This window comes from Methylobacterium sp. 190mf, from assembly GCF_900107945.1.
Taxonomy (GTDB): Bacteria; Pseudomonadota; Alphaproteobacteria; order Rhizobiales; family Beijerinckiaceae; genus Methylobacterium.
In genome coordinates this window covers 107,496-132,490 of sequence record NZ_FNVI01000011.1, presented here as the reverse complement: position 1 = coordinate 132,490, position 24,995 = coordinate 107,496, and the positions used below count along the sequence as shown (strand labels likewise).

General features: G+C 72.5%; 27 protein-coding genes. 14 read left to right on the top strand and 13 right to left on the bottom strand.

Annotation, left to right across the window (positions count from 1 at the left end):
• Window positions 1-17: 17 nt before the first annotated feature.
• The 8 genes from C4T42_RS15060 to C4T42_RS15020 form a co-directional block, all read right to left on the bottom strand.
• The gene (locus tag C4T42_RS15060; protein ID WP_091679999.1) at window positions 18-1,043 is read right to left on the bottom strand and encodes an ABC transporter ATP-binding protein; all 1,026 of its coding nucleotides are present in this window, start codon (window positions 1,041-1,043) and stop codon (window positions 18-20) included.
• Window positions 1,044-1,051: 8 nt separating this feature from the next.
• Window positions 1,052-2,107, bottom strand: coding sequence for an ABC transporter ATP-binding protein (locus tag C4T42_RS15055; protein ID WP_103985335.1), 1,056 nt, complete (start codon window positions 2,105-2,107; stop codon window positions 1,052-1,054).
• Window positions 2,104-3,039, bottom strand: a complete 936-nt coding sequence (locus C4T42_RS15050) for an ABC transporter permease (protein WP_020093449.1) — start codon at window positions 3,037-3,039, stop codon at window positions 2,104-2,106. Before C4T42_RS15050 ends, C4T42_RS15055 begins: the two co-directional genes overlap by 4 nt.
• A 14-nt stretch (window positions 3,040-3,053) precedes the next feature.
• Entirely contained in the window at window positions 3,054-4,007 is a 954-nt protein-coding gene (locus C4T42_RS15045) for an ABC transporter permease (RefSeq protein WP_020093450.1), read from the bottom strand.
• A 160-nt stretch (window positions 4,008-4,167) separates the two neighbouring features.
• Complete coding sequence (locus tag C4T42_RS15035; protein WP_103985334.1) at window positions 4,168-5,790, bottom strand: ABC transporter substrate-binding protein; 1,623 nt, start codon at window positions 5,788-5,790, stop codon at window positions 4,168-4,170.
• 107 nt (window positions 5,791-5,897) lie between these two features.
• Window positions 5,898-6,281 (bottom strand): oxalurate catabolism protein HpxZ, encoded by a 384-nt coding sequence (hpxZ, locus tag C4T42_RS15030; RefSeq protein WP_056522594.1) that lies wholly within the window; start codon window positions 6,279-6,281, stop codon window positions 5,898-5,900.
• Complete coding sequence (locus C4T42_RS15025; RefSeq protein WP_103985333.1) at window positions 6,278-7,678, bottom strand: AtzE family amidohydrolase; 1,401 nt, start codon at window positions 7,676-7,678, stop codon at window positions 6,278-6,280. Before C4T42_RS15025 ends, hpxZ begins: the two co-directional genes overlap by 4 nt.
• Window positions 7,675-7,869, bottom strand: a complete 195-nt coding sequence (locus C4T42_RS15020; RefSeq protein ID WP_103985332.1) for an AtzG-like protein — start codon at window positions 7,867-7,869, stop codon at window positions 7,675-7,677. The genes C4T42_RS15025 and C4T42_RS15020 overlap by 4 nt, the downstream gene beginning before the upstream one ends.
• Before the next feature lie 767 nt (window positions 7,870-8,636).
• Between C4T42_RS15020 and C4T42_RS15015 the strand changes: the two genes are divergently transcribed.
• The 3 genes from C4T42_RS15015 to C4T42_RS15005 all read left to right on the top strand — a co-directional run bounded on the left by C4T42_RS15015 (window position 8,637) and on the right by C4T42_RS15005 (window position 9,886).
• A complete protein-coding gene (locus tag C4T42_RS15015; protein ID WP_020093455.1) occupies window positions 8,637-9,017 on the top strand; it encodes a DUF6481 family protein in 381 nt (126 codons plus the stop codon).
• Between the two features lie 171 nt (window positions 9,018-9,188).
• On the top strand, window positions 9,189-9,494 hold the full coding sequence (locus C4T42_RS15010) for a hypothetical protein (protein ID WP_103985331.1): 306 nt from the start codon (window positions 9,189-9,191) through the stop codon (window positions 9,492-9,494).
• A 104-nt stretch (window positions 9,495-9,598) separates the two neighbouring features.
• Complete coding sequence (locus C4T42_RS15005; protein WP_020093457.1) at window positions 9,599-9,886, top strand: hypothetical protein; 288 nt, start codon at window positions 9,599-9,601, stop codon at window positions 9,884-9,886.
• A gap of 15 nt (window positions 9,887-9,901) precedes the next feature.
• Here the strand turns inward: C4T42_RS15005 and C4T42_RS15000 are convergent, their stop codons facing one another.
• The 4 genes from C4T42_RS15000 to C4T42_RS14985 form a co-directional block, all read right to left on the bottom strand.
• Window positions 9,902-10,108, bottom strand: a complete 207-nt coding sequence (locus tag C4T42_RS15000) for a hypothetical protein (protein ID WP_103985330.1) — start codon at window positions 10,106-10,108, stop codon at window positions 9,902-9,904.
• Window positions 10,109-10,297: 189 nt separating this feature from the next.
• The gene (locus C4T42_RS14995) at window positions 10,298-10,963 is read right to left on the bottom strand and encodes an HAD family hydrolase (protein WP_103985329.1); all 666 of its coding nucleotides are present in this window, start codon (window positions 10,961-10,963) and stop codon (window positions 10,298-10,300) included.
• Window positions 10,964-11,117: 154 nt separating this feature from the next.
• Window positions 11,118-11,543 carry a DUF2934 domain-containing protein gene (locus C4T42_RS14990; protein WP_103985328.1) on the bottom strand — a complete coding sequence of 142 codons (426 nt, stop codon included), beginning with the start codon at window positions 11,541-11,543 and terminating at the stop codon, window positions 11,118-11,120.
• 109 nt (window positions 11,544-11,652) lie between these two features.
• The gene (locus tag C4T42_RS14985) at window positions 11,653-12,120 is read right to left on the bottom strand and encodes an atp-dependent helicase (RefSeq protein ID WP_091680183.1); all 468 of its coding nucleotides are present in this window, start codon (window positions 12,118-12,120) and stop codon (window positions 11,653-11,655) included.
• Between the two features lie 190 nt (window positions 12,121-12,310).
• On the opposite strand from C4T42_RS14985, the gene C4T42_RS14980 reads away from it, so the two are divergent.
• The 11 genes from C4T42_RS14980 to C4T42_RS14930 all read left to right on the top strand — a co-directional run bounded on the left by C4T42_RS14980 (window position 12,311) and on the right by C4T42_RS14930 (window position 24,554).
• A complete protein-coding gene (locus tag C4T42_RS14980; RefSeq protein ID WP_103985327.1) occupies window positions 12,311-12,877 on the top strand; it encodes a NifU family protein in 567 nt (188 codons plus the stop codon).
• Window positions 12,878-13,166: 289 nt separating this feature from the next.
• A complete protein-coding gene (gene tsaB / locus C4T42_RS14975; protein ID WP_103985372.1) occupies window positions 13,167-13,841 on the top strand; it encodes a tRNA (adenosine(37)-N6)-threonylcarbamoyltransferase complex dimerization subunit type 1 TsaB in 675 nt (224 codons plus the stop codon).
• Window positions 13,838-14,353, top strand: coding sequence for a GNAT family N-acetyltransferase (locus C4T42_RS14970; protein WP_012317649.1), 516 nt, complete (start codon window positions 13,838-13,840; stop codon window positions 14,351-14,353). The genes tsaB and C4T42_RS14970 overlap by 4 nt, the downstream gene beginning before the upstream one ends.
• A 4-nt stretch (window positions 14,354-14,357) precedes the next feature.
• Window positions 14,358-15,224, top strand: a complete 867-nt coding sequence (locus C4T42_RS14965) for a lysophospholipid acyltransferase family protein (protein WP_091977043.1) — start codon at window positions 14,358-14,360, stop codon at window positions 15,222-15,224.
• A 343-nt stretch (window positions 15,225-15,567) separates the two neighbouring features.
• Window positions 15,568-17,304, top strand: a complete 1,737-nt coding sequence (locus C4T42_RS14960) for an L-lactate permease (protein ID WP_056522564.1) — start codon at window positions 15,568-15,570, stop codon at window positions 17,302-17,304.
• A gap of 155 nt (window positions 17,305-17,459) precedes the next feature.
• The gene (gene miaB / locus C4T42_RS14955) at window positions 17,460-18,797 is read left to right on the top strand and encodes a tRNA (N6-isopentenyl adenosine(37)-C2)-methylthiotransferase MiaB (RefSeq protein WP_020093466.1); all 1,338 of its coding nucleotides are present in this window, start codon (window positions 17,460-17,462) and stop codon (window positions 18,795-18,797) included.
• A 127-nt stretch (window positions 18,798-18,924) separates the two neighbouring features.
• The gene (locus C4T42_RS14950) at window positions 18,925-19,941 is read left to right on the top strand and encodes a PhoH family protein (protein ID WP_244603212.1); all 1,017 of its coding nucleotides are present in this window, start codon (window positions 18,925-18,927) and stop codon (window positions 19,939-19,941) included.
• A 2-nt stretch (window positions 19,942-19,943) separates the two neighbouring features.
• Window positions 19,944-20,423 carry an rRNA maturation RNase YbeY gene (gene ybeY / locus C4T42_RS14945; RefSeq protein ID WP_026604977.1) on the top strand — a complete coding sequence of 160 codons (480 nt, stop codon included), beginning with the start codon at window positions 19,944-19,946 and terminating at the stop codon, window positions 20,421-20,423.
• Window positions 20,424-20,459: 36 nt separating this feature from the next.
• A complete protein-coding gene (locus tag C4T42_RS14940) occupies window positions 20,460-21,593 on the top strand; it encodes a hemolysin family protein (RefSeq protein ID WP_091680042.1) in 1,134 nt (377 codons plus the stop codon).
• Window positions 21,594-21,681: 88 nt separating this feature from the next.
• The gene (gene lnt, locus C4T42_RS14935) at window positions 21,682-23,313 is read left to right on the top strand and encodes an apolipoprotein N-acyltransferase (protein ID WP_244603206.1); all 1,632 of its coding nucleotides are present in this window, start codon (window positions 21,682-21,684) and stop codon (window positions 23,311-23,313) included.
• On the top strand, window positions 23,310-24,554 hold the full coding sequence (locus tag C4T42_RS14930; protein WP_103985324.1) for an MFS transporter: 1,245 nt from the start codon (window positions 23,310-23,312) through the stop codon (window positions 24,552-24,554). Before lnt ends, C4T42_RS14930 begins: the two co-directional genes overlap by 4 nt.
• Here the strand turns inward: C4T42_RS14930 and C4T42_RS14925 are convergent.
• On the bottom strand, window positions 24,506-24,982 hold the full coding sequence (locus C4T42_RS14925; protein ID WP_103985323.1) for a cupin domain-containing protein: 477 nt from the start codon (window positions 24,980-24,982) through the stop codon (window positions 24,506-24,508). The genes C4T42_RS14930 and C4T42_RS14925 overlap by 49 nt on opposite strands.
• Window positions 24,983-24,995 lie beyond the last annotated feature (13 nt).

The window sequence follows — 24,995 nt, the reverse complement described above, 5'->3', positions numbered from 1 at the left end:
GCGCGGGTGCGTCGAGGTCAGGCCGGGACCGGCTCGGCGGCGCGCACCGGGGTCGGGCCGGCCCGGTAGGCCGCCGAGGCCTCCTCGGTCCGCCAGCAGGCGACGCGGTGGCCGGGGGCGATCTCGACGACCGGCGGCATCTCCCGGCGGCAGCTTTCCTCGGCCAGGAAGCAGCGCGGCGCGAACGGGCAGCCCGGCGGGCGGTTGGCGAGGTCGGGCGGGCTGCCGGGGATGGTCTGGAGCCGGGAGCCCTTGGCGAGCGCCCCCTCGGCCCGGCTGCGCAGCAGGCCGATCGTGTAGGGATGGTGCGGGTTCAGCACCACCTGATGCGCCGTGCCGGTCTCGACGATCTTGCCCGCGTACATCACGGCGATCCGGTCTGCGACCTCGACCGCCGCGCCGAGATCGTGGGTGACGATCACGATCGACAGGCCGAGGTCGCGCTGCAGCTCGCGGAGCAGCAGCAGGACCTGGATCTGCACCGTGGCGTCGAGCGCCGTGGTCGGCTCGTCGGCGAGCAGGACCTGCGGCCGGCAGGCCAGCGCCAGCGCGATCATGGCCCGCTGGCGCATGCCGCCCGACATCTCGTGCGGGTAGTTGTCGAGCCGCCGCTCCGGGCTCGGGATCCGCACCCGCTCGAACAGGGCGAGCGCCCGCTTCCGCGCCGCGTCCTTGGAGATCGTCTCGTGGCGCAGGATCGCCTCGGTGATCTGCCGGCCGACCGTGTAGACCGGGTCGAAGGCGAGCAGCGGCTCCTGGAAGATCATCGAGACGTCGCCGCCGCGGAAATCGGCGAGCTGGCGCCGGGTCAGCGCCTGCACGTCCTTGCCGGCGGCCCGGATGCCGCCCTCGATCCGGCTGCGCCCCTCCGGGAACAGCCGCAGGATCGCCCGCAGGGTCACGCTCTTGCCGGAGCCGGATTCGCCGATGAGCGCCAGCGCCTGACCGCGCTCCAGGCTCAGGTCGACGCCGTCGACGACCTGCACCTTGCCGAAGGCGACGCGCAGGTTCTCGAGGGCGACCGCGGGTTCTGAACCGGACATCGGGGTGCTCATGCTGCCAGCGCGCCCGCGGGCGCCGCGGAATGGCCGGAACCCGCCTGGCGGGCGAGGCAGGCGACGCGGTGCAGCGGCCGGATCGTGTCGAGCGGAGGCTCCGTCCGGCCGCAGACGTCCTCCGCCAGGGCGCAGCGCGGGTGGAAGCGACAGCCCGACGGCGGGTCGATCGGGTTCGGCGGGTCGCCCGCGAGCAGCGCCGCCTGGGTGCGGTTGTCGGGATCGAGCGACGGCATCGAGGCGAGCAGCGCCTCGGTGTAGGGGTGCGCCGGCGCGTCGAGCACCGTGTCGGACGGGCCGATCTCGGAGACCCGGCCGAGATACATCACCATCACCCGGTCGGAGATGAAGCGCACGACGTTCAGGTCGTGGCTGATGAAGATGTAGGTCAGGCCGAACTCGGCCTTGAGGTCGAGGAGCAGGTTCAGGACCTGCGCCTCCACCGACTTGTCCAGCGCCGAGACCGCCTCGTCGAGGAGCACCAGCCGCGGCTCCAGAGCGAGCGAGCGGGCGATGTTCACCCGCTGGCGCTGGCCGCCGGAGATCTCGTGCGGGTAGCGGCCGGCGAAGCGCTTCGGCTCCAGCCCGACCCGGGCGAGCAGCCCGCGGGCGCGCTCCACCGCCTCGCGGGCGGGCACGCCGTTGACCTTCGGGCCGAAGGCGATCGACTGCTCGACGGTCATGCGCGGGTTGAGGGACGCGTAGCTGTCCTGGAACACCATCTGGGCTTGGCGGCGGTAGGACCGCCAGGGCATGGCGCGCTCGCCGACCGGCTGGCCGTCGTACAGCATGGTGCCGGAATCGCGCTCGATCAGGCCCATGAGCAGCTTGGCGGTCGTCGACTTCCCGCAGCCGGATTCGCCGACGATGCCGAGCGTCTCGCCCTTCAGGACATCGAAGTCGACGCCGTCGACGGCGCGGACGACCTGCTTCTTGCCTCCGGCCTTGCGGACCGGGAAGTGCTTGACGAGGCCGGAGACCGACAGGAGCGGCTGGCCGGGTCCGCCGCGATCGCGGGCGAACGGGTCGGGGGCGTCCGGGATGACGCTCACTGGCGAATCTCCATGGCGGACCGGAGCCCGTCCGAGAACAGGTTGAAGGCGATCGAGACGATGAAGATGCAGACGCCCGGGAGGGCGGCCACGACCGGATTGACGTAGATCGCGGTGCGCAGGGTGTTGAGCATCAGGCCCCATTCGGGCTCGGGCGGGCGCACGCCGAGGCCGAGGAACGAGAGGCCGGAGGCCAGGATCATCGAGACCGAGATCAGGCTGGTCGCGTAGACGAAGATCGGCCCGACGACGTTGCCGAGCACCTGCACGCGCATGATCGTCAGGGCCGAGGCGCCCGACAGCTTGGCGGCGTCGATGTAGTCGCGCTTGCGGATGCCCGTGGTGACGCTCTCGGCGACGCGGGCGATCTGGGGCACGAACACGCAGGTCAGCGACACGATCGAGTTGAAGATGCCGGCGCCGAGTGCCCCGGACAGCGCGATCGCCAGCAGCACCGATGGGAAGGCGAAGAACACGTCGATGGTGCGCATCAGGATCGTGTTGGTCCAGCCGCCGACGTAGCCGGCGAGGATCCCGATCGCGGAGCCGATCACGAAGGCGATCAGCACCGGCGTGACGCCGATGAACAGCGACAGCCGCGAGCCCAGCATCAGCCGGCTGATCATGTCGCGGCCGAGCTCGTCGGATCCGAGCCAGTAGGTGGCGTCGCCGACGTGCCTGAGGCGGCGCAGCATGGAGCCCTTGTAGGGGTCCATCGGGGTGATCCAGGGCGAGAGGATCGCGATCAGCACGACGATCAGGATCACGGCGCCCGCGCCCATGGCGACGGGGTCGCGCACGAGCCGGTGGCCGACATGGCCCCAGAAGCCCCGCGACGGGGCGAAGGCGGCCTCGGGCCCGTGGGTCACGTCCTCGGCGGCGAGGACGCCGCCGTCGAGGGCCACGGAGGCCGCGGTGACGGGAACGGTCATCGTCGGGCTCCGGCTCAAGCGCGCTCGATGCGCGGGTCGAGGGCGGTCTGCATCACGTCCACCAGCAGGTTGAGGAGCACGAAGAACATCGCCAGCACGAGGATCGAGCCCTGGAGCAGGGGCAGGTCGCGCTGGAAGATCGCGGCGTTGAGAAGGAAGCCGGTGCCCGGCCACGCGAACACGGTCTCGACCAGGATCGAGCCGCCGAGCAGGTAGCCGAGCTGCAGGCCCATGATGGCGAGCGCGGTCGGGGCGGCGTTGCGCACGACGTGGCGGAACACGCCGCGCTCGTCCATGCCCTTGGCGCGCAGGGCCTCGACGAAGTCCTGGGACAGGATGTCGGCCACCAGCGCCCGGACCGTGCGGGCGATGATGCCCATCGGGATCACCGACATCGTGATGGCCGGCAGGATCAGGTAGCGCAGGTGCTCGAAGTCGGGCCGCCAGTTGCCGGAGCCGTCGGGCCCGGCCCCGGTGGGCGGCAGCCAGCCGAGATTGGCCGAGAACACGATCACCAGGACCATGCCGAGCCAGTAATGCGGCACGCTCACGCCGAAGACCGACACGGCCGAGGCGGCCCGGTCGGCCAGGGAGTTGCGGTGATAGCCCGCCACGAAGCCGAACAGGGTGCCGAAGGTGAAGCCGATCACGGTCGCCACCGAGGCGAGGATCAGGGAGTTCACCACGGCGCGGCTGACCTCGCCGAGCACCGGGCGGCCGGTGGCGATCGAGGTGCCGAGATCGCCGTGCAGCACGTGCCAGAGCCAGATCAGGTACTGGACCGGCAGGGGCTTATCGAAGCCGTAGGCCGACCGCATCTCGTCGATGGTGGCCTGGGTGGCGTCGGCGGGCAGGACCGCGCTCAGGGGATCGCCCGGCGCGAGGTGGACGAGGAGGAAGCAGACGACGCTGACCCCGAACGCCACGGGCGTCACGTAGACCAGACGTTTGAGGATGTAGAGCAGCATTCAAGGGCCTGTTGTCTACTCAGCCGAGACTATTCCCCTCCCCCTTGTGGGGAGGGGTCAGGGGTGGGGGTGGTTCAGGAGGCACCGCAACGCCCTATCCTGCACCATCCCCACCTCCGGCTCCTCCCCACAAGGGGGAGGAGAGAGGCGCCCCGTTACGCTACCGCCCCGCGGTCGCCATCGTAATCTTCGAGAAGTCCTGGAACCAGTTCTGCGCCTGGACGAAGCCCTTCACCTTGGGGCTCATCGCGCGCGGATTGACGTCGTGCGTGATCATAATGAACAGCGCGTCGTCGACGTACTTCTCGTGGACCTTCTCCAGGACCTTCGTCTGCTCGGCCTTGTCGAAGGTGTTGCGGACCTGATCGAACAGCTTGTCCATCGCCGGATCGCAGTAATAGCCCCAGTTCGTGCCGTTCGGTGGGGCGAAGTTGCACTGCAGGTGCCGGATGAAGCCGGTGAAGGGGTCCTGGATGAAGTACGAGTAGTTGATCGCCGAGACGCCGCGGGAGATGTCGGCCTTGGCCCCGGCCCGCCAGATGTTGATCAGCGTGTTCCACTCCACGACCTCGTAATCGACCTGGATGCCCACGTCGGCGAGGTTCTGCTGGACGAACTCGTTCATCGGCAGCGGCTGCATCTGGCCCGAGCCCGAGGCCGAGATCGCGACCTTGAGCTTCAGGGGCTTGGCCGGGCTGTAGCCCGCCTCGGCCAGCAGCTTCTTGGCGGCCTCCGGGTCGTACTTGATGTCGAAGGTCGGGTGGCCGAACCACTGGTGACCGGGCGGCATGAAGCCCTTGGCGGGGATCGCGAGGCCGCCGAGCAGCTCCTTCAGACCCTCGCGGTCGATGGCGAGGTTCGCGGCCTTGCGGACGCGGATGTCGTTCCAGGGCGAGCCCTCGACCCGCGACAGGTGCCACGTCCAGTTGTGCGGGTAGGCGTTGGTGACGATGGTAAAGCCGGCGCTCTTGAGCGAGGCCACGGCGTCAGGCGCCGGCGCCTCGATCCAGTCCACCTGTCCGGAGCGGAGGGCGGCGGTCCGGGCGTTGGCCTCCGGCAGCGGGATCAGCACGAGCTTGTCGAGCTTCGGCACGCGGTCCTTGTCCCAGTACTCCTTGAAGGGGACCATCTCGGCCCGCTCGCGCGGGGCGAACAGGGTCAGCTTCCACGGGCCGGTGCCCGAGGGCTGCTTGGCGAAGGCGTCCCAGGACTTGCCGAGCTTCTCCCACTGGGCCGGCGACGACATCATGATCCAGGCGATCTGGTAGGGCAGCGTCGCGTCGGGGGCCTTGGTGGTGATCTCGACGGTCAGCGGGTCGACCACCCGGTAGCTCGCGACAGCCGGGATGCGGGTCTTGCCCTGCGCGGACTGGCGCGGGTCGTACTGCGGCGCGTCGGCCTTCAGGAGCTTGTCGAGGTTCCAGACCACCGCGTCGGCGGTGAAGTCCGAGCCGTCGTGGAATTTCACGCCCGGCCGGAGCTTGAAGGTCCACTTGGTCTTGTCGGTGGCGTCGACGCCCCAGCTGGTGGCGAGCCCCGGCACGAGGTCGGAGGCCAGCTCGGCGCTCGACAGGTCCCAGTTGATGAGGCCGTCATAGACCGTGTAGCCCATGAACCGCATGCCCTCGCCGCCGTTGTCGGTCTGGCCGGTGGTCAGCGGGATGTCGGAGGCGGTCATGCCGATCCGCAGCGTCCCCTGCGCGAGGGCAGCGGTGCTCGCGGAGAGCGCCAGGGCACCGGCCAGCGCGGCACGGGCGCCGAGTTTTCTCAGACGGGACAGCATCTTGGGTCGGGTACTCGCGTTGGTCCGCGCCAGACGGCGCGGAATACGCTCGACCGTATGCAAGCCCGCGGCCACACGCCCCCGCCGGGGCGCGGGCCGCTCCGCGGCTAGTCCGCGTCGATCAGGCTCACGTGGGCTGCGACCACCCGCCAGCCCTCCGGAAAGCGCGCCCAGGTCTGGCTCTGGCGACCGATCTTCTCCGGCGCGCTGGCGCGCGTGAACAGCGTCATCGCGGTGGCGAAGTCGCGCCCGTAGGTGGTGATCTGCGTCCGCGCCAGGGTCCGCTCCAGGCCCACCGGGGAGCGGGCCCGGCGGAAGGCGCGGATCGCGTCCATGCCGTAGAGGTTCTCGCCGATCCCGTAGCGGATGGTCAGCGGATCGTCCCGGAACAGCGCCTCCAGGGTCGGGACGTCGTTGGTGGTGAGCGCCGTCTCGTAGGCCCGGAACGCGGCCTCGACCTCGGCCTTCACGGCGGGATCGTCGATGATCATCGGTCAAGCTCCGCGATGGGCGCCGCGCTGACGCCGGTCCGTTCGAGATGGCGCGCCGCGCGCAGGACGAGATCCTCGCGCCAGGGGGCGGCGATGATCTGGACCCCCAGCGGCAATCCGGCGTCCAGCCGAACCGGCGCCGCCACGACCGGGAGGCCGATGAAGGAGATCGGCTGCGTGAACACCCCGATATTGGCGCGCACCGGCAGCGTCACGCCGTCGAGGACGAAGTGGGTCTGGCCGCCCCTCGGCGCGCGGCAGGGCGTGGCCGGGGCCAGGATCACGTCGACGGTCTCGAACAGCTCCAGCACCCGCGCCCGGTACCAGCGGCGGAACCGCTGCGCCCGCTCCACGTGGGGCGCTGGGATCATCGCCCCGGCGATCAGCCGGTCGCGCACCGCCGGGTCGAAATCCTGCGGCCGGGTGCGGAGACGGTCGAGGTGGAGCGTGGCGCCCTCCGCGGCGGTGATCAGGTAGGCGGCCGCGCGGGCGCGGTGGGCCTCCGGCAGCTCGACGGTGCGTCGCGCGCCGAGCGCCTCGGCGGCGCGCGCCACCGCCGCGAAGGCTTCCGGATCGCCGTTGCGGGCGAAATGGCCGCCGGCCACCGCGACGCGCAGGCCGTCGATCCCCGCCTCGAGCCGCGGCAGGACCGGCTCCGCCGGGCGGAGCGTCGCCACCGGATCGTCCGGATCGGGGCCCTGCATGGCGTCGTAGGCGAGCGCGAGATCGGTCACGCTCCGGGCCATCGGGCCGAGATGGTCGAGGCTGCCCACGAAGGGGAAGCTCCCCGCGCGGGTCAGCCGGCCGTAGGTCGGCTTGAGGCCATAGCAGCCGCAGAACGCGGCGGGGACGCGGATCGAGCCGTTCGTGTCCGAGCCCAGCGTGAGCGGCACCATCCCGGCCGCGATGGCCGCGCCCGAGCCGCCCGACGAGCCGCCGGTCATGTGATCCAGGGCGTGCGGATTGTGGGCGTCGCCGTCGTGGATGTTCTCGCCGGTGAAGTCGTAGGCGTACTCGCCCATGTTGAGGGCGCCGACGAGGATCGCCCCCGCGGCCTCCAGGCGCCGGACCAGGGCGCCGTCCCGCTCCGCCGGCGGCCGCTCCCGGTTGATCTTCGATCCGGCGCGGGTCGGCAGGCCGTCGATGTCGATCAGGTTCTTCACCGCGAACGGCACGCCGGCCAGCGGGCCCGGCGACGCACCCTCGCGGCGCGCCGCGTCCTGCGCGTCGGCCCGGGCCAGGGCGCGGGCGGACAGCACGTCGGTGAAGGCGCCGACCTTGTCGTCGAGGCGCCCGATCCGGTCGAGCGCCGCCGTGACGGCCTGCCGCGCGGTGGTCCGGCCATCGGCGATCGCTGCGGCGATCGCCGTTGCCGTCGAGGGATCGCTCGCGCTCACGCTTCGAACCTCGGGGCCGCGTCGATCTCGTCGGCGAGCGGGAAGGCCTCCACCAGCTCGGCCGCCGCGGCCAGGACGCGCAGATTCGCGGTCACCGGGGCGATCCACGCGGGGTCGATGGTGAGGCCGAGGAGGGCCGCCGCGGTCGCGGCGTAGCTCTCGGGATCGTACGGGGGGCGGGTCTCGGACATGGAACTCCTCAGGCCGATCGCGCGGGACGCGATCGATCGCGGCAAGCAGGCCCTGTGCCGCGAGCCCGCGCGCAGTGCCGCGAACCGGCGCGCCTGCGTGCCTAGATCATAGGCAGGCAGGGACGTGCTGGCGATGGATTCGATGCGCTCCGATCCGCGTGCACAAGAATTAGGCGGCGACGGAGGAGCCGTTTCTGGGCATGGCCGCGCGCCGGAGCGGAATCGCGACCCCTCGCGGGATCGAAGGTCCGGCAACGATTACGCTGTCGATTTTGCAGGTCTGCTTTGTGATGGAAGTATAGGTCCGTCCAGTGGACAGCTGCGCGATGGGCGCCGGGCGAACACGAATCTTGTCTTCGCCCGGCGCGCGACCCATCTAGGACTGGCAGGCAAGTCCAGGGGATGGATGCGCGCCCACCTGTCGAGCACCGAAGCCTCTGCCGGCTGCCGGCCTGAGGTATTTCCGCACCGCGGCTCGAAACTCTTACAGAGTGGGCCGGGATTGTCGCTGGACCGGCCGCCTGCGCAGGTCTCGCCGATTGCATCTCGCGTGAAGCTCTGATTAAGGGCTCTGCGATCTTCGAACAATGGTCCGACCCGAGCGTTCAGACGCAGGCCGAACGCTCGGGTCGGACCATCGGTACAGCCGGTGGATCGGTGCGGTTCCGGGGCGCGGGGATGGCGTCGGAACCTGCAGACTCCGTACGTGCCCGGCCCCGCCGGATGTCCCCGCGACACGCGAGACGTACCCAACTGAGAAAGGTCAGATGAGCGCATTCGACTACAGGAATTTCGACGACCGTCGCCAGAACTCGCAGAACGCGAAGGCCGCCCTGCTGGCCAAGTTCAAGGCGCGCCCCCCATCCGACGACCCCGAGGTGATCGCCAAGGCGAAGGCCCGCGCGGAGGTCGCCAAGGCCCGCGAGGAGCGCTCCCGCGAGCGCGAGGCCGCCCGGATCGCCGCCGAGCGGAAGGCCGCCGAGGAGAAGCGTCAGCGGGAGGAGGCGGAACTCGCCGCCCAGATCGCCCGCGAGGCCGCCGAGCTGGCCGCCGCGCAGGAGCGCAAGTCGGCCGACCTGGCCGCCAAGAAGGCCCAGCGCGACGCGCGCTACGCGGCCCGCAAGGCGAAGGTCAAGACCAAGCGCTGAGCGCAGGCCGTCGGCTTACCCGAGCTTCGGACGCCCACGACGCCCGCCCGCAAGGCGGGCGTCGTCGCGTTCGGGGGGGCGTGTCCGCACGCGGCAACCAACGCGCGCGGCAACGCGTTGAGGGCGGCCGAACCGCGACGGGCCCGTCCGGCGCGGGCAGCCGAGGCCGCGATGCTTTCCCGATCCCGACAGGTTCTTCCCGCGGTCCTCGTCCTCGCCGCCCTGTCCGGCGCCGTCGCGCCCTGGACGGCCCGCGCGCAGGGGGCGGACTCGGTGATGGCTTGCGAGACGTTGATCGCCGCCCGGCGGATCGACGCGTCCTCGGGCAGCGGTGGCCCCACCCCCACGGAGTCCGGCTGTCGGCGGATCCCGCGCAGCGCGATCGGCACCGTGGAGCAGCGGGCCCTGATCGGCGGGGCGCCCTACGAGTGCCTGACCGTCGCCGGCGGGGGGCCGTGCCGCTGGATCGTGCCCTAACGCGAAGGCTGTCGATTATTGCCGGAGCCCGCACTCTGACCAAGCTTCACGGGTGATCGAGACGCTCTATCTGTGTCTCGAGCGAGTGAGGTCCGAACGTCAGTATGCCGAGTACCCTGGCAAGCACGCGCGTATCGATCGTGGCAGCGACCTGGATCGTCTCGGCCCTGGCCGGCGGGGCCGCCCGCGCGGAGCCGCCGATCCGGAGCCCGGAGGACGCGGCCTGCCGCAACGAGGCCCGCGCGAAGGTGTTCTCGGCGCCCAACCCGCAGGGTCTCGAACTCGAGGAGATCGGGCGCCGGATCTACTTCGCCTGCATGGACCGCGTCGCGAAGGCGGCCGCACCGGCGGCGAAGCGGGGTGGCCGGCGCCATCGGCACCGGCGGCATTGACCCGCGACGCGGGGGTCAGGCGTCGAGCGGCGCGCCGATCCGGGCGCGGAGCCGCAGCCGCAGGGCCTCGTGCCCGCCTTCGGCATCGAGGGCGGCCATCAGGCGGAGCAGCTGGCTGAGCGGGGTCGACCGGCTCTCGACCGCGTCGGCGATCTGCTCCGGCAGCGACTTGGCGGCCGGTACGAAGCGCGGTGCCGGGCCGGCCTGGTGAGTCTGGGGCATGCGAGGCGCTCGTCCTTCGAAGGAGTCCAGATTGGCGGGCGGGTCGCTACGCCTTTCGATCGACGGGCACCAGTCCTTTTCGCGTGAATACGTAGCCGGCATCGCTCCGCGTCACCGCGCTGCAACAGCGTGGCGGGAATGTGTGGACGACGCCGGACCCGCCGCGGAATCCGCTTGCCGGGCCGGCGCTCAGCCGCCCGCCAGCGGCGACTCCGCGAATCGGTCGAGCAGATCCTCGGGGTCCCGGTAGATCGCCGCGCAGCCGGCCGCCCTCAGGTCCGCCTCCGGAAAGCCGCCGCAGAGGAGGCCGACGGTGCGCAGGCCCGCCTTCGCGGCGGCTTCGGCGTCGTAGGGGGTGTCGCCGACGACGATGATCGCGTCGGGCGGGACGCCGTCGAGCTTCGCCAGGGCGGCCTCGAAGATGTCGGGGTGCGGCTTGGACCGGTCCGCGTCGTCCGAGCTCGTGGCGACGTCGACGAGGTCGCCGATCTCCAGGATCTCGGTGTAGTGCTCGACCTCGGAGCGCTTGCCCGACGAGGCGAGCGCGATCTTCAGCCCGGCGGAGCGGATGTGCTCGAACAGCGGCCGGACACCCGGGAACGGCCGGACCTCGGACAGGTAGCGCCGTTTGAACAGGTCGGAGCGGTAGGCCTCGATGGTCTCGCCCTCCCGCGCGATCCGCTCCTCCGACAGGAAGACCGGCATCAGCTCGTCGCCGCCCTTGCCGATCTGCCGGCGGACTTCGGCGAAGCCGGTTTCCACGCCGAAATGCGCGAAGGCCTCCACCCAGGCGCGGGCATGCAGGTCGACGCTGTCGAGCAGCGTCCCGTCGATGTCGAAGATCACCGCGCGCATCGCCGCCCCGTCGCGGAGCCCTGCGCCCGCATCAGGCCGGACAACCTGCCGGCGCCCGGCCTGTTCCGCGCCGGGCCCACGAACGGCAGAAGCCCGCCCCTGCGCGAGGGGCGGGCTTCGGGAGAGGCCGTGGTGGCGCCGCGGCGCCGACCCTTCAGTGCATCGAGGCCGGGGTCCGGGCGGGCTTCGCCTTGGCGGCGAGGCCGGCGGTCACCGCGGCCTTGGAGGCGCGGGCGGGCTTCGGGGCCGCCGGCTTCGCGGCGGCTTTCACGGCCGCGGGCTTGGCAGCGGCGGTCTTCGACGCGGCGGGCTTGGCAGCGGCGGGCTTGGCAATGGCGGTCTTGGTGGCAGCGGTCTTGGCGACCGGCTTGGCGGCGGTCTTCACCGGCGCGGCCTTCGCAGCGGCCTCGACGGGCTTGGCGGCCTCGACCGTCTCGTACGCGGCGGCCGCGAGCATCGCGTTCGCGCGCAGCTCGGACTCGGCGCGGATCCAGTGGGCCGCAGCGTGCCCGTGAATCCGGCCCTCGTTCTCCCAGATGTAGTAGGCGCACTCGCGCACGTGGTGCTCGCTGATCAGCATGCGGTCGATCTCCTGTCCGTCCCGGGGACGACGATGGGAGAGCCGGGTTAAGCGTCGGTTAACCCTGCCGCCGGCGACCGGTCGCGGTGCGCGCGCGCTTCGGGCCGCCCTACTGGGCGATCCCCAGCACCCGCCGCGCCTCGGTCAGCAGCACGGCGTGCCGGGCCGCGCCCGGACCCTGATCCGGCGCCTCGCGGCCGGCCCGGGCGATCAGGTCCTGGAAGCGCCGCCGGTCGAGGGCGCGGTGCCCGATGCTGGCGAGGACCGCGCCCAGGACGGTCCGGACCGCCTCGGTGCGCTCGTCGGCCATCGCGGCGGCTTCGGACGCGGCCGCGTTCGCCTGCGCGTCCACCTGCGTCTCGGCCCGCGCGGTCGTGGCCGCCTCCGCGCGGGTCTGCGCCTCCGCGAGCGCCGCGGCGAGGCGCTGCCCCTCCTGCCAGGCCTGGTCGTGCTGATGCGTGCGCAGCGCGAGCAGCACCTTGAGCGAGGCCGCTTCCGCGCGCGCCGCGTCCAGCTTGGCTTGGGCCTCGCGCAGATCCTTCAGCAAGTCCTGCGCGAGGGTCTGGTCCGCGGTCATGTCCACTGCCGGCTCCTCTGGCGTTCGACGGCGTTCGTCCTGTCGCGCCGTCGGCCGAATGTCCACTCTCGCGCGCCGGCGGGACCGGACGACAGGTTGAGAAAATCCGATCGCCGGTCCACATGGGAGGCGGCGCCTCGCGGCGCCTGTCCCGGCCGGCCTTGAACCGGCGCAGCGGAGTATCGCCACCATGTTCATCCAGACCGAAGCCACGCCGAACCCGGCCACCCTGAAGTTCCTGCCCGGCCGCGTCGTGCTGGCGGAATCGACCTTCGAGGCGCGGGACGCCGAGGCCGCCGCCCGCTCGCCCCTGGCCGCGGCTCTGTTCACCGTCCCGGGCGTGGCGGGCGTCTATTTCGGCCACGATTTCATCTCGGTGACCAAGGCCGAGGACAGCTCGGACTGGGCGCAGGTCAAGCCGGCGGTGCTCGGCGCGATCATGGAGCACTTCCAGTCCGGCGCGCCCGTGATGGCCGAGGGCGGCCACGGCGAGATCGAGCCGGGCGACGAGTTCTACGACGAGGCGGACCACGACACCGTCGTGACCATCAAGGACCTGCTCGAGACCCGGGTGCGCCCGGCGGTGGCGGGCGATGGCGGCGACATCACCTTCCGCGGCTACAAGGAGGGCGTGGTCTATCTGGAGATGAAGGGGGCCTGCTCGGGCTGCCCGTCCTCCACGGCGACCCTGCGGCACGGCGTGCAGAACCTGTTCCGGCACTTCCTGCCGGAGATCCGCGAGGTCCAGGCGATCTGAGGATTTGCGCCCGCGCCGCGGTGCGGGCGGCACGCCGGAGGGCCGGAACGGCACTCGGCTGCCCCCCGGCTCCCGCCTTCGCGGCGGAGCGGGGGGGCCGGTGCGCCGGACCCGTCCGAGGCCGCGGGCGCGCACCGGCGCAAGCCGGCAACACTCTACCGGTGATCCGCCCGGTGCGGGCGCCCCGCCGCTGACGAGGCGGCGGTTTTGCTCTAACGCTGGAGGCTCTTCGCGCCCGTCGCGGCGCAGGGAGGCAACCGTCGGCGCGGACCGGCCTGTGGGAGTGAGCGTGCGTATCCTGGCCATCGACACAGCGCTGGACACCTGCGCCGCCTGCGTCATGGCGGAGGAGTCCGAGGCGCCTCTCGCCGCCGAGTCGCTGCCCATGGCGCGCGGCCACGCGGAATCCCTGCTGCCGCTGATCGAGCGGGTGATCGCCCGGGTCGAGGGCGGATTTGAGGCGATCGACCGGGTCGCCGTGACGGTCGGGCCCGGCAGCTACACCGGGCTGCGGGTCGGCCTGTCGGCGGCCCGCGCCATCGGCCTCTCGACCGGCAAGCCCGTCGTTGGCGTCGGCACCCTCTCGGCGCTCCTCGCGCCGCTCCTGGCCGACACCGTCGCGGGCACGATCGCCGCGGTGATCGACGCCCGCCACGGCGCCGTCTACGTGCAGGCCCTCGGACCGGGCGACGGCCTCGCGCCCGCGCATCTCGCCGTCGAGGCGGCGGCCGAGCAGCTGGGCGACGGCCCGGTGGTGCTGACCGGCTCCGGCGCGCCGATGCTGGCTGCCGCGCTCGCCGCGCGCGGCGTCGCGGCGCGCGTCGCCCATGTCGGCGGTCCCGATATCGCGGCGGTGGCCTCCCTCGGCCTCGTCGCCGACCCGGCGCAGGCCCTGGCGCGGCCCCTCTACCTGCGGGGGCCGGATGCCCGGCCGCAGGACCACGCGCGGATCGCATGGCGATGACGCGCCCGCTGCCCTTCTGGCCCTTCGACTGGTGGTTCGCGTGGTGGGACGCGCTGACCCCGGAGCCCTACGTCGCGCCGCTCCGCGACGCCGCGCAGGCCCCTGCCCTCGCCCGCCTCCACGCGACCGCCTTCGCGCGGCCCTGGGACGCGCACGAGTTCGAGCGGATGCTCTGCGAGCGCTCGACCCACGCGCACGCCCTCTGGCGCGCGGGCGTGCTCCAGGGCTTCGTGCTCTCGCGCCGGGCCGCCGACGAGGCCGAGATCCTGACGGTCGTGCTGTCCCCGGCTCTGCGCGGCGGCGGCCACAGCCGCAAGCTGCTCCGCGAGCACCTGGCGAGCCTCGCCCTCGACGGCGTCGCCCGGGTGCATCTGGAGGTCGACGAGGGCAACGCTCCCGCGCTGCGGCTCTACGCCCGGCACGGCTTCCGGCAGGTCGGTTCGCGCACCGGCTACTATCTCAAGGCCGACGGCAGCCGGGCGACCGCGCTGACGATGAGCGCCGACCTGTGACGCCGTGAGCCGCCTCGGCATCGCCTGGCGCGTCGCGGCCCTCGCCCTCGCCTTCGCTGTGCTGGGACCGCCCCACTGGATCGCCCTGCGGCTCCTCGGCCGCCGCGCGACCCTGGCGCCGATCCTGTTCCACCGCGTCTTCCTGTGGCTGTTCGGGGTGCGGGTCACGCAGAGCGGGACGCCCCCGGCCCCCGGCGAGGCGGCGCTGGTGCTCGCCAACCACGTCTCGTGGCTCGACATCATCGCGGTGGGCTCGCTGCGGCCGCTCTCCTTCGTGGCGAAGTCCGAGATCGCCGGCTGGCCGCTGATCGGCGTCCTCGCGGGGCTCCAGCGGACGATCTACATCGACCGGCAGCGCCGCGGCGCGACCGCGAGCGTCAGCACCGCCATGGGCCACCGCCTGGCCGAGGGGGAGCTGGTCGTCCTGTTCGCGGAGGGGACCACCGGCGACGGGACCCGCCTCCTGCCGTTCCGCTCCTCCCTCGTCGGCGCCGCCCGCGCGGCGCTGCAGGCCGAGGCCGGGCGCGGACGGGTGCGCCTCCAGCCGCTCGCCATCGCCTATCCACGGCGCAACGGCCTGCCGGTCACGCGCGCCGAGCGCGCGGAGATCGCGTGGTACGGCGACATGGAGCTGGTGCCGCACCTCGCGACCTTCGTGCAGGGCGGCCCCATCGACGTGCACGTGGTCTGGGGCGCGCCGATCCCCTTCGAGGCGACCACCGACCGGAAGGTCGCCACCGCGGCCGCCGAAGCCGAGGTGCGCGCGGCCCTGCGGGGCGCCGGCACGGGCGCCGGCACCGCCCCGGCACCCGACGCGCGGCCGGCCGCCCCGGAGATCGGTCTCCAGGGGCCGGAGATCGCGCCGGTCTGAACCCTCGGCGCTGCGCCGGACGCTGCTCCCGCGTCGGGATCCGTGACGGGCGCGCCCGCGATCCGGGCACCGAGGAAGGTACGCGCCGCCTGCTTCTCCACGCCTAAGCTCTTGGATGCGAACGGAATCCTGTCTCAGCTCCAGACTTTACGCCTGTTCCGGACGGGTCTGATCCTTTCGAGACCAGCTCGTCGCTGTTCGACCGGGCGGATCCGCCGATCCGCGCGAGAGAAAGCCGGTGGAATCACCGTCAGAATACATGATTCAACGCATTGAGCGGCCGGAACACGTCTGCTAGCTAGGCCGCAATCCGGAACAGACGGAAATTATTGGAGGACGCCCGGTGCAAACCTGGAACCAGGTTTACGACCCGTTCGGGAGCCCGTGGCTCTCGACGCTCGCCGCTTCAGTGCCGGTCATCGCACTGCTCGCCATGATCGCCAGCGGGCGCGTGAAGGCCCATATCGCGGCCGTCATCGCCCTCGGCCTCGCCATGCTGGTGGCCATCGTCGGCTTCGGCATGCCGACCGATCTCGCCACCCGCGCCGCCATCCTCGGGATGGTCACGGGCTTCTTCCCGATCGGCTGGATCATCCTCAACGTCATCTTCCTCTACCGGCTCACGGTGGAGAAGGGCTGGTTCGCGATTCTGCAGCAGTCCGTGGCCGGCATCACGGCCGACCGGCGGTTGCAGCTGCTCCTGGTGGCCTTCGCGTTCGGCGCCTTCTTCGAGGGCGCGGGCGGCTTCGGCACGCCGGTCGCCGTCACGGGCGCGATCCTGATCGGCCTCGGCTTCTCGCCGCTCGCCGCGTCCGGCCTGTCGCTGATCGCCAACACCGCGCCGGTGGCCTTCGGGGCGCTCGGCGCGCCGATCCAGGGCCTCGCCTCGGTCACCGGCTACCCGCCCGAGATCCTCGGCGCGATGATCGGCCGGCAGCTGCCGCTGTTCTCGCTGATCGTGCCGTTCTGGCTGATCTGGGTGTTCGCGGGCTTCCGCGGCATGATCCGGGTGTGGCCGCCGATCCTGGTCTGCGGCGCCTCCTTCGCGGTCGCGCAGTTCCTGATCTCGAACTACGTCAACCCGTGGATCGTCGATATCGGCGCCTCGCTCGCCTCGATGCTCGCGCTCGTGCTGTTCCTGAAGGTCTGGCAGCCCAAGGAGATCTGGTCGTCGCCGGCTCTGCGCGGCCACGATCCGTCGCTCGCCGTCGCCGGTCCGCGGCCCGTGGCGCTCGGCGCCGGCGTGCCCGGCACGCCCCCGGTCCATACCGGCGCCCGCACCGCCTCGCAGGGCGAGATCCTGATGGCCTGGGTGCCGTGGATCATCCTGTCGATCGTCGTGGCCATCTGGGGGACCGGCTGGTTCAAGGGCATCGTCAACCCGCTCTTCACCTGGAAATACGAGGTGCCGGGCCTGCACAACGTGATCATGAAGGTGCCGCCGGTGGTGGCCAAGCCGGTGCCGGAGGGCGCGGTCTTCCTGTTCACCTACATGTCGTACACCGGCACCGGCGTGCTGATCGCGGCGATCATCTCCGGCCTGATCATGCGGTTCTCGCCGCTACGCCTCGTCACCGCCTACTTCGAGACCATCTGGGCCCTGCGCTACTCGCTGATCACCATCGCGGCGATGCTCGCGCTCGGCGTCCTCACCCGCTACGCGGGCGTCGACGCCACGCTCGGGCTGGCCTTCGCGGGCACCGGCATCCTCTACCCGTTCTTCGGGACGCTGCTCGGCTGGCTGGGCGTGGCGCTCACGGGTTCGGACACGGCCTCGAACGTGCTGTTCGGCGGCCTCCAGAGGATCACCTCCGAGCAGCTCGGCCTCTCGGGCGTGCTGATGGCGGCGGCGAACTCGTCGGGCGGCGTGATGGGCAAGATGGTCGACGCCCAGTCGATCGTGGTCGCCTCCACGGCCACCGGCTATTTCGGCCAGGAAGGCAAGATCCTGCGCTTCGTGTTCTGGCACTCGATCGCGCTGGCCTGCCTCGTCGGGCTGTTCGTGATGCTGCAGGCCTACGTGCCGTTCTTCCAGCAGATGGTCATCGACCTGCCCGCGGCGGCGCCGGCCGCCCACTGAGGCCGGTTCGACCGCGACAGCCTCTGACCGGCCGCCCTCGGGCGGCCGGTCGCGTTTCGGGCGCCGCGACGGCCCCCGCGATCCGTGCTACAGGCCGCGTGCCGGGCCCCGCGGGGCGGGTGCAAGGATCATCGGACGGTTCGGGACGGCGCGCGTTGAAGAAGGCTTTCGTCAAATCCTACGGTTGCCAGATGAACGCCTACGACGCGGCCCGCATGGCCGACGTCCTCGGCGCCGAGGGCTACACGGCGACCGACACGGTCGAGGACGCGGACGTCGTCGTCCTCAACACCTGCCACATCCGCGAGAAGGCCGCCGAGAAGGTCTATTCCGAACTCGGCCGCCTGCGCGTGCTCAAGGGTGAGCGGAAGGCGCAGGGCCTCGACACGCGCATCGTGGTCGCGGGCTGCGTCGCCCAGGCCGAGGGCGCCGAGATCCAGGCGCGCCAGCCCGCCGTCGACGTGGTCGTCGGCCCGCAGAGCTATCACCGGCTGCCGGACCTGCTGGCGCGCTCCCGCGAGCGCCGCGTCGTCGACACCGAGTTCCCGGTCGAGGACAAGTTCGACCACCTGCCCCGCCGGCGGACGTTGGGTTCGTCGGCCTTCCTCACCGTTCAGGAGGGCTGCGACAAGTTCTGCGCCTTCTGCGTGGTGCCCTACACGCGGGGCGCGGAGGTCTCGCGCTCCGTGGCGGCGGTGCTCGCCGAGGCCGAGAAGCTCGCCGACGGGGGCGTCCGCGAGATCACGTTGATCGGCCAGAACGTCAACGCCTATCACGGCGACGGCCCCGACGGTGCGCCCGCGGGCCTCGCCGACCTGGTGCGCGCGGTGGCGAAGATCCCCGGCATCGCGCGGATCCGCTACACGACGAGCCACCCGAACGATTTCGACGACGCCCTGATCCGGGCGCACGCCGAGGTGCCGGCCCTGATGCCCTACCTGCACCTCCCGGTGCAGTCGGGCTCCGACCGGATCCTCGCCGCGATGAACCGCAAGCATACCGGCGACCAGTACCGCCGGCTGATGGACCGGATCCGCGCGGCGCGGCCCGATATCGCCCTGTCCTCCGACTTCATCGTCGGCTTCCCCGGCGAGACCGACGCGGACTTCGCCGAGACCCTGCGGCTCGTGCGCGACGTCGGCTTCGAAAGCGCCTTCTCGTTCAAGTACAGCCCGCGCCCCGGAACGCCGGCCGCCGACCGCACCGATCAGGTGCCGGAGGCCGTGATGGCGGCCCGGCTCGCCGAGCTGCAGGCGCTCCTCGACGGCCAGCGCCACGCCTATCAGCGGGCGGCCGTCGGCCGGGTCTTCGACGTTCTGGTCGAGAAACCCGGGCGGCATCCCGGTCAGGTCGCGGGCAAGACGCCGCACCTGCTGGCCGTCCAGTTCGACGCCGCGCCTCACCATATCGGACAGGTCGTGCCCGTGCGGATCACCGAGGCGGGGTCCAACAGTCTGTTCGGGGAACTCGTCTCCGCGGCTGCGGCGGCGTGAGGAGCGGAGCGGTCGGGATGATGGCGAGGATGGCGGCTTGAGCGCGTCGGACGGTGCGGGCGCGCGCGGCGCGCTCAAGGGGCGCGGCCCGGCGGCGCGGCCGGCCGGATCGGACGAGGCGGTCGAGGTGCCGCTGACCTTCGACGACAACCGCCTCGCGAGCCTCGTCTTCGGCCAGTACGACCAGAACGTCGCCCATATCGAGCGCCGGCTGGAGGTCACCGCCACCGCGCTCGGCAACCACCTCGTCATCAAGGGGCCGGCCGACGCCGCCGAGACGGCGCGGCGGGTGTTCCAGAAGCTCCACGCCCGGGTGCGGACCGGCGGCAGCACGCTGACCCTCGGCGACGTGGACGGCGCAATCCGCGAGGCCACGGCGCAAGCGACCCTGTTCCCGGCCGAGGTCATCGCGGCCGAGGCCGACAGGCCGCATTTCGAGCAGATCGCCACCCGCAAGCGCGGGGCCGTGCGGGCGCGCAACCCGGCGCAGGACGCCTACATCAAGCTCCTGCGCACCAACGAGCTGGTCTTCGCCGAGGGCCCGGCCGGGACCGGCAAGACCTGGCTCGCCGTCGGCCACGCCGTGTCGCTCCTGGAGCAGGGCCATGCCGAGCGGCTGATCCTGTCCAGGCCCGCGGTCGAGGCCGGCGAGCGCCTGGGCTTCCTGCCGGGCGACATGCGCGAGAAGGTCGACCCCTACCTCCGCCCGATCTACGACGCCCTGTACGACTTCATGGAGGCCCGCCACGTTGATCGCGGCCTCCAGACCGGCCAGATCGAGATCGCGCCGCTCGCCTTCATGCGCGGCCGAACCCTCACCAACGCGGTGGTGCTGCTCGACGAGGCGCAGAACACCACCTCCATGCAGATGAAGATGTTCCTCACCCGCCTGGGCGAGGGCTCGCGCATGATCATCACCGGCGATCCGAGCCAGATCGACCTGCCGCCGGGCCAGAAATCCGGCCTCGTGGAAGCGGTCAGTGTGCTGGAGGGCGTCGAGGGGATCGGGCACGTGCGGTTCAAGGACGTCGACGTGGTCCGCCACGACCTCGTCCGCCGGATCGTGACCGCCTACGAGCGCGCCGCCCACGGCAGCGCGGAGGCCGACCGCAACCCGAATCCCCGCCGCCGGCCCCTGGCGTGACCATGCCCCACGAGATCGACCTCGCCGTCGAGGACGCGCGCTGGGAGACGGCGGTTCCGGACCTCGAGGCCCTCGTCACCCGCGCCGTCGAGGCCGGGCTCGCCGTCGCCCCCGAGAGGCCGGACGGTCCCGTCGAGGTCAGCGTCCTGCTGACCGACGACGCCGCCGTCCGGGAACTCAACAGGACCTGGCGCGGCAAGGACAAGCCCACCAACGTCCTGTCCTTCCCGGCCGCCCCGCAGCCGCGGCATGCCGGGACCGCCGCGCCCCTCGGCGACGTGGTCCTTGCGTACGAGACCCTGGTGCGCGAGAGTGCCGAGCAGTCGAAGCCGCTCCAGAATCACCTCGCCCACCTCCTCGTCCATGGCACCCTGCATTGTCTCGGTCAGGACCACGAGATCGGCGAGGCCGAGGCCGATGCCATGGAAGCCCTCGAGGTCGCGGCACTCGCGACCCTCGGCATCCCGGATCCCTATGCCTGAGCGCGCGACGTCCGAGCGACCCCAGACCCGAGAGACATGAGCAACGATCGAAGTCGCGGCGCGGCCCTGGCCGCGCCCAGTTCCACCGAGGGCGAGTCCCAGCACCGGGAGCCCTGGTACGACCGCCTGCTCCAGGCGCTCCATCTCAAGCCGCGCGATTCGCTGCGCGAGGGTCTTGAGGAGGCGCTGGCAGAGCCGGACGCCGGCGAGAGCGGCCTCACCCCGCTCGAGCGCGTCATGCTCAAGAACGTCCTCGGCCTGCACAAGGTGCGCGTCGACGACGTGATGGTCCCCCGGGCCGACATCGTCGCCGTCTCGAACGACACGAGCCTCGGCGAGTTGCTCAAGCTGTTCCGCACGGCCGGCCATTCCCGGCTGCCGGTCTACGGCGAGACCCTCGACGATCCCCGCGGCATGGTCCACATCCGCGACCTCGTCGACCACATCGCCGCCAAGGCCGAGCCGGCCCGCCGCAGCGCGCCCGCCGTCTCGAAGCCCGCCGAACTCGCGGCCGACGGCGCGGCGGACGCGCCGGCCGCGCCGCGCCCGCGCCGGCCGGCGTCGCGCCTGCCGCGCGGCCTGGACCTCGGCAAAGTCGACCTGACGACCACGCTGGCGGCGGCGCGCATCCAGCGGCCGGTCCTGTTCGTGCCGCCCTCCATGCCGGCGATCGACCTGCTGGTGCGGATGCAGGCGACCCGCACCCACATGGCGCTGGTCATCGACGAGTACGGCGGCACCGACGGGCTGATCTCCATCGAGGACCTGATCGAGGTCGTGGTCGGCGACATCGAGGACGAGCACGACGTGGCCGAGGACAAGTACGTCCAGCGCGTCGAGGGCGAGGGCGAGGTCTTCGTGGCCGACGCGCGCACGCCGCTGGCCGAGGTCTCCGAAGTGACAGGCGTCGACCTCGTCGCGGCCGTCGGCGAGATGGCCGAGGAGATCGACACGCTGGGCGGCATGATCGTGACGCTGGCGGGCCGCGTCCCGTCGCGCGGCGAGCTGATCGCCGGCCCCGGGGACCTCGAGTTCGAGGTGCTCGACGCCGATCCGCGCCGCTTGAAGCGGCTCCGGTTCCACAAGGGCGCGGCGCGCATCGGCAATGTCGTGCCGCTCGCCCTGCCGCCGCCCGCGAACGCCCCGGTCGCCGAGACGCCGCACCCGTGACGGTCGCGGCGTGACGGGTCTGGTGGACGGTTTCGCCCGGTCGCCCGCGGCGGCCGGCGCACCGATGCGCGGGCCGATGCCGGGCCCCATGTCCGATCCGGAGCGGGCGCGCGTGCCCGGCGCGGTGCTGGCGATCGCGCGCCTGACCGGCTGGCGCCGGCTCGGGTTGGCGTGGCTTGCCGGCGCCCTGGGCGCGCTGGCCATGCCGCCCTACGGGCTCCTGCCGGCGCTCGCGGTCTCCCTGACGGTCGCGGTCTGGCTGCAGGACGGGGCTGCGGCCGGTCGGACGACACTCCGGCGATTCGGGCCCTGCTTCCTCATCGGCTGGGCCTGGGGCTTCGGCTATCTCACTGCCGGGCTCTGGTGGCTGGGCCAGGCCTTCCTGGTCGAGGCCGACGAGTTCCTCTGGGCCCTGCCGCTCGGCGTGATCGGCCTGCCCTTCGTCCTCGGCCTGTTCTACGGCGCCGGTTTCGGCGCCGCGGGCCTGCTCTGGGGCCGCGGCGCGGCGCGGATCGCCGCCCTCGCCTTCGGGCTCGGCGCGGCCGACTGGCTGCGCGGCCACCTGTTCACGGGGTTCCCCTGGAACACCCTCGGGATGGCGCTGGCCCAGAACCTCTGGCTGATGCAGGGGGCGGCGGCGATCGGGCTCTACGGCCTGTGCATCCTGGCCGCGCTGGTCTGCGCGGCGCCCGCGACGCTCGCCACCGGCGCGAATCCGCGCGCGCGGTTCGGGCCGAGCGTCGCCGCCGCGATCGTCCTCGCCGGCCTGGCGCTCTACGGGGCCGAGCGGCTCGGTCCGCCCGACCCGGTGGTCGCGGGTGTCCGGCTGCGGCTCGTCCAGCCCAACCTGCCCCAGGACGCCAAGTTCCGGCCCGAGAACCGGGCCGACATCGTCGACCGCTACATCGAGCTGAGCCAGCGCCCGACGGAGGCCGGTGCGCCGGAGCCGACCCACATCGTCTGGCCGGAATCGGCCTTCCCGTTCCTGATCCAGCGCGACCCCGACGCCCTGGCCAAGGTGGCGGCCGGCCTCAAGCCCGGGCAGCACCTGATCACCGGGGCGGCCCGCGCCGAGGAGCCGCTCCCGGGCGAGCGCCTGCGCTTCTACAACGCCGTCCTGGTGATCGGCCCGGACGGCCGGATCTCCGACAGCTACGACAAGGTCCACCTCGTCCCGTTCGGGGAGTACCTCCCCGCGCCACTCGACGCCGCCCTGCGGGCCGTGGGGCTGCGCCAGTTCGTGGCGATCCCCGGCGGGTTCTCGGCCGGGACGCTCGCCGGGCAGCGGATCCTGACGGTGCCGGGCCTGCCGCCGGTCGCGGCGACGATCTGCTACGAGGCGATCTTCCCGGGCGCGATCCTGCCCGCCGGGCACGCCGCGCCGTCCCCGCAGCCGCCGGGGCTGATCCTGAACGTCACCAACGACGCGTGGTTCGGCGACACGCCGGGGCCGCGCCAGCACCTCGCCCAGGCGCGCCTGCGCGCCGTCGAGGAGGGGCTGCCGCTCGTGCGCGACGCCAATACCGGGATCTCCGCGGTGATCGACCCGCACGGCCGCGTCGTCGCCCGCACCGCGCTCGACACCGAGACCTGGCTCGACGCCGACCTGCCCGCCCGCATCGTCGGCGGCACGCTCTACGGTCAGTTCGGCGACGCCGCCTTCGCGCTGATGCTGGCCGCCTGCCTGGGCGGGGCCGTGATCGCGCGGCGGCGGCCGTGAGCGAGGACCGGGCGACCGCCAACCGGTTCCTGCTCGGCCTCGCGCTGATGCTGGTCGCGTTCAACCTGCGCCCGGCGCTGAGCACGGTCGGCCCCCTGCTGGCGACGATCCGGGACGGCACGGGGCTCGGCGCCGGCGGCGCCGCCATCCTCACGACGCTGCCGGTCCTGTGCCTCGGCATCGCCTGCGCGCTGGCCGCGCCGCTGATCCGCCGGATCGGGCCCGACCTCGCGGTGCTCGCCGGCTCGACCATTCTCGTCGCCGGCCTGACGCTCCGCGGTCTCGGCGGCCTCGTGCCGCTCTTCGCCGGGACGGCGCTGGCGGCCATCGGGATCGGGATCGACAACGTCCTGCTGCCGGCGCTGGTGAAGCGCGATTTCGCCGGCAACGGTGGCCTCATGACGGGCCTCTACACGATGACCCTGTGCCTCGGCGCGGCCGCGGGCGCCGGGGCCTCGGTGCCGGTGCAGCACGCCCTCGGGGGCGGCTGGCCCTCCGCCCTGGCGATCTGGTCGCTGCCCGCGCTGGTGGCGGCCTTCGTGTGGATCCCGTTCGCCCGCCGGACCGCCTCGACCGCCGCGCCCTCGGCCGGGCGGCTGCTCCGCAACCCGCTGGCGTGGTGGGTGACGGGCTTCATGGGCCTGCAATCGTCGCTCGCCTACATCCTGTTCGGCTGGCTGCCGCTGCTCCTGCAAGGCCGCGGGCTAACGCCGCTGAATGCCGGGCTCTACGCCTCGCTGGCGACGCTGGTGCAGGCGCCGGGCGCCCTGCTCGTTGCCATGCTGGCGGCCCGCGCCCGCGACCAGCGCGCCTGGATCGTCGTGATACCCGGCCTGACGGCCGCCGCCTTCGTGGTCCTCGCCTTCGGGGCGGATTCTCTGCGGATCCCCGCCGCCTGCGCGCTGGGCTTCGGAATCGGCGGCTGCTTCGGGCTGGGCCTGACCCTGATCGTGCTGCGCGCCGCGGACGCCGCGAGCGCCGCCGGCCTCTCGGCCATGGCGCAGGGCATCGGCTACACCTGCGCCGCGCTGGGGCCGCTGGTCTTCGGTCTCGCCCACGAGGCGACCGGCGGCTGGACCGTGCCGGGCGCCCTGTTCGTCGGCATCACCGTCGCGGCGATCCTGATCGGGCTCGCCGCCGGACGCGACCGGAAGGTCAGCGCGGCCGAACCCGAGCCGCGGGATCCGGCCGCTCAGCCGCTGACCGAACTCCAGCCGGCGAACCCGGCCAGCGGTTCCTGATCGTAGCGGGCCATCAGGTCGGTCATCGCGGCGGCGTCGCCGAGCCGTCCCTCCGCGGCGAGGCGGGCCAGACCGTCGAAGAAGCCCTCGCGGCCGAGGGCCGGCGCGAAGCTCAGCGTGAAGCGCACCGGGCGGTCGCCGCGATTGGCGAAGGCGTGCGCGACGCCGGGCGGGATGAGCGCGAAATCGCCGGGTCCCAGGTCGTGGTCCGCACCGTCGACGTTCAGGGCGAGCCGGCCCGCCTCGACCGAGAAGGTCTCGGTCAGCCGGGCGTGGCGATGCAGTCCCGCGCCCGGCGTCCGGGGATCCATCGCGACGCGGTAGATGCCGAGGCCGTCGGCCGTCTCGTCGCTGCGCGCGAGATAGGTGACCCGCATGCCGCCGATGACGGCGTTCGGGCCGGGCCCGCGGTGCACGACACTCGCCATCTTCGCCCCCGTC

Excerpts from the sequence above, each read along its gene's own strand:
- C4T42_RS14995 (WP_103985329.1), bottom strand. The coding sequence starts at position 10,963 with ATGCGCGCGGTGATCTTCGACATCGACGGGACGCTGCTCGACAGCGTC.
- C4T42_RS14980 (WP_103985327.1), top strand. The coding sequence starts at position 12,311 with ATGTTCATCCAGACCGAAGCCACGCCGAACCCGGCCACCCTGAAGTTC.
- C4T42_RS15015 (WP_020093455.1), top strand. The coding sequence starts at position 8,637 with ATGAGCGCATTCGACTACAGGAATTTCGACGACCGTCGCCAGAACTCG.
- hpxZ (WP_056522594.1), bottom strand. The coding sequence starts at position 6,281 with ATGATCATCGACGATCCCGCCGTGAAGGCCGAGGTCGAGGCCGCGTTC.
- C4T42_RS14985 (WP_091680183.1), bottom strand. The coding sequence starts at position 12,120 with ATGACCGCGGACCAGACCCTCGCGCAGGACTTGCTGAAGGATCTGCGC.
- C4T42_RS14940 (WP_091680042.1), top strand. The coding sequence starts at position 20,460 with ATGAGCAACGATCGAAGTCGCGGCGCGGCCCTGGCCGCGCCCAGTTCC.
- C4T42_RS15060 (WP_091679999.1), bottom strand. The coding sequence starts at position 1,043 with ATGTCCGGTTCAGAACCCGCGGTCGCCCTCGAGAACCTGCGCGTCGCC.
- ybeY (WP_026604977.1), top strand. The coding sequence starts at position 19,944 with ATGCCCCACGAGATCGACCTCGCCGTCGAGGACGCGCGCTGGGAGACG.
- C4T42_RS15020 (WP_103985332.1), bottom strand. The coding sequence starts at position 7,869 with ATGTCCGAGACCCGCCCCCCGTACGATCCCGAGAGCTACGCCGCGACC.
- C4T42_RS14990 (WP_103985328.1), bottom strand. The coding sequence starts at position 11,543 with ATGCTGATCAGCGAGCACCACGTGCGCGAGTGCGCCTACTACATCTGG.
- C4T42_RS15045 (WP_020093450.1), bottom strand. The coding sequence starts at position 4,007 with ATGCTGCTCTACATCCTCAAACGTCTGGTCTACGTGACGCCCGTGGCG.
- C4T42_RS15010 (WP_103985331.1), top strand. The coding sequence starts at position 9,189 with ATGCTTTCCCGATCCCGACAGGTTCTTCCCGCGGTCCTCGTCCTCGCC.
- lnt (WP_244603206.1), top strand. The coding sequence starts at position 21,682 with ATGTCCGATCCGGAGCGGGCGCGCGTGCCCGGCGCGGTGCTGGCGATC.
- C4T42_RS15035 (WP_103985334.1), bottom strand. The coding sequence starts at position 5,790 with ATGCTGTCCCGTCTGAGAAAACTCGGCGCCCGTGCCGCGCTGGCCGGT.
- C4T42_RS15005 (WP_020093457.1), top strand. The coding sequence starts at position 9,599 with ATGCCGAGTACCCTGGCAAGCACGCGCGTATCGATCGTGGCAGCGACC.
- C4T42_RS15000 (WP_103985330.1), bottom strand. The coding sequence starts at position 10,108 with ATGCCCCAGACTCACCAGGCCGGCCCGGCACCGCGCTTCGTACCGGCC.
- C4T42_RS14970 (WP_012317649.1), top strand. The coding sequence starts at position 13,838 with ATGACGCGCCCGCTGCCCTTCTGGCCCTTCGACTGGTGGTTCGCGTGG.
- C4T42_RS15050 (WP_020093449.1), bottom strand. The coding sequence starts at position 3,039 with ATGACCGTTCCCGTCACCGCGGCCTCCGTGGCCCTCGACGGCGGCGTC.
- C4T42_RS14925 (WP_103985323.1), bottom strand. The coding sequence starts at position 24,982 with ATGGCGAGTGTCGTGCACCGCGGGCCCGGCCCGAACGCCGTCATCGGC.